At 76.8% G+C, this 2,111-nt stretch carries 1 protein-coding gene; it reads left to right on the plus strand.

Features of this window, described 5'->3' with window-relative positions; translation table 11 throughout:
• Positions 1–81 precede the first annotated feature (81 nt).
• Positions 82–2,019 (plus strand): hypothetical protein, encoded by a 1,938-nt coding sequence (locus ACH4E7_RS45540; protein WP_396255122.1) that lies wholly within the window; start codon positions 82–84, stop codon positions 2,017–2,019.
• Positions 2,020–2,111: the final 92 nt, after the last annotated feature.

Raw genomic sequence — 2,111 nt, forward strand, 5'->3', positions numbered from 1 at the left:
CTCGCGCGACTGGCCATGCACCCACCGGGACCGAGAGGTCACAACCCTACCGAAGAGGGCTGCAGAAGGGATGGTCCTCTAATGAGCGCGACGACGCGTGAGGACGACTGGCCGGGTGTCCGGCCCAAGGTGGTCGCCGAGGTGGTGGCCGGGCTGAGCGCCCGGCTGCAGAAGCGGCTGGACGGCGCGGCGGGCAAGCTGGCGCGGTTGCCGGTGACCCGCGACGGCGAGGAGTGGCGGGTGCAGGTGGACGAGGAGGCCCTGCTGGTCCTGCACGCCCCGGGCGGGGTGGTCGCCGATCCGGGCGACGTCCGCTGCGGCTGCCTGCTCGCCCCGGCCTGCGTCCACCGGGCCGCCGCCGTCACCCTCTGCCCGATCGCCGAAGCGACCGAAACCGCCGACGACGCCGCCGCCGAGGCCATCAGCACACCCGAGGCACCCGAGACACCCGTCCCCCAGCCGGAAGCAGGGGCGGCCGAGACACCCGCAGCGCCCGACCCCACCCCCCTCTCCCCGCCCGAACTCGCCGCCGTCCGCCACCTCCACCGGGCCGCCTGTGCCGTCCTGGCGGCAGGGGTGAGCGGAGCGGGCGCCGTCTCCCAGGCCGAGCTGCTGCGGGCCGCCCACCGGGCGCGCCTGGCGGGGCTGTACCGTCCGGCCGCGGCGGCGGTCGCCGTGGTGACCCGGATCCGGGCGGCGCGCTCCGGTGCCCCCGACCACCGGCTGGCCGATCTGGTCGCCGCCCTGCGCGACCTGCTCGGCCTCACCACCGCGCTGACGACCACCGCGCTGGCGACCACCGCCGGTGCCACCCCCGGTCTGCGCGGCACTGCCCGCCAGACCTACGCGGAGGAGGGCGGCCTACGGCTGTACGGCCTGTTCGCCGAACCGGTGCTGACCGCCACCCACGCGGGCGCGGTCAGCTGGGCGGTGGACGCCGACGGCCGGCTGAGCACGATCGCCGAGGTGACCCCGCACGGTGACGCCGAGACCGCCGCCCCGCTCGCGGTCGGGGCGGGCAACCGGACGGTCCGGCTGGGCGACGCCGCGCTCAGCCACCGGGAGTTCAGCCGTGCGGGGCTGGCCGTCCAGGGCGCGACCAGGTCCGTCTCCGGGCGGCTGGGCGCCGGGGCCTCGGTCCGGGCGGTCCGCGCGACGGGTACGGACTGGACGGCGCAGCCGGCGGCCCGGCTCTGGTCCGATCCGCCGGCCGCCCAGGTGGCGCGGGCCCTCGCGGCGCAGGAGCTGCCGTACGAGACCCGTCCGGCCGGGAGCGACCTGCTGTTCCTGGACGTCACCCTGCTGGGCACGGCCCCCTACGGGCCGGGCGGGGCGCCCCGGTTGCTCGCCCACTGCGGCGAAGGCGGCCCGGTCATCGCCCTGCGCCCGGGCCACGAGCACCCCGGGCTGGCCTTCCGGGCCAACCTCGCCCTGCTCGCCACCGCACCGGGCCTGCGGCTGCGGGTGATCGGCCGCCTGGAGCGTGCGGACCGCCCGGAGCTGCGCCTGCTCGCGGTCGGCGCACCCCCGGACGCCCCCGACGTGCTCGCCCTTCCCGCCGACCGGGCGGGCCGGGTCAACCTCGGCCTGGAGCGTCTCCAGACCGCCGACCTCCCGGCAGGTGCCCCGACCGGCCCCGCAACGGCGAGGACCGCACCCCCGGACGGCCCGCCCGTGCACGTGCTCTCTCGCCGGGTGGAGCAGACGGTCACCACCGGCCGGCACGCCCTCGCCCCGAGCGCGGCCACGGCTGCGGCCGACCGGAGCCTATTGCGTTCCGCCGGGCTGGCCACCGCCGCCGAGCTGCTGGACGGCCTCCGGGCGGCCGCGGCGAGCCAGCAGCGCGATGTGTTCGGCCGGATCGTCCAGGACGACCACGACGCCTTCGCCACCGCCTGGTTGGCGGCCGCCGCCTACACCGAGGCGCTGGCCGCCGCACTCTGCTCGGCGGCCTGGACACCAGAGGAGGCGGTCACCGCAGAGGCAACCACCGCAGAAACAGCCGCCGTGGAGCTATAAGGGCGTCCGCCAGTAGGTGCCGAGCTAATTGGTAGTAGCAGGGCAGGCACGGTTCGCCCGATCATGGAGTTCTCTACGCTTCATGATCACCG

The organism is Kitasatospora sp. NPDC018058 (assembly GCF_044327205.1).
Classification (GTDB): domain Bacteria; phylum Actinomycetota; class Actinomycetes; order Streptomycetales; family Streptomycetaceae; genus Kitasatospora.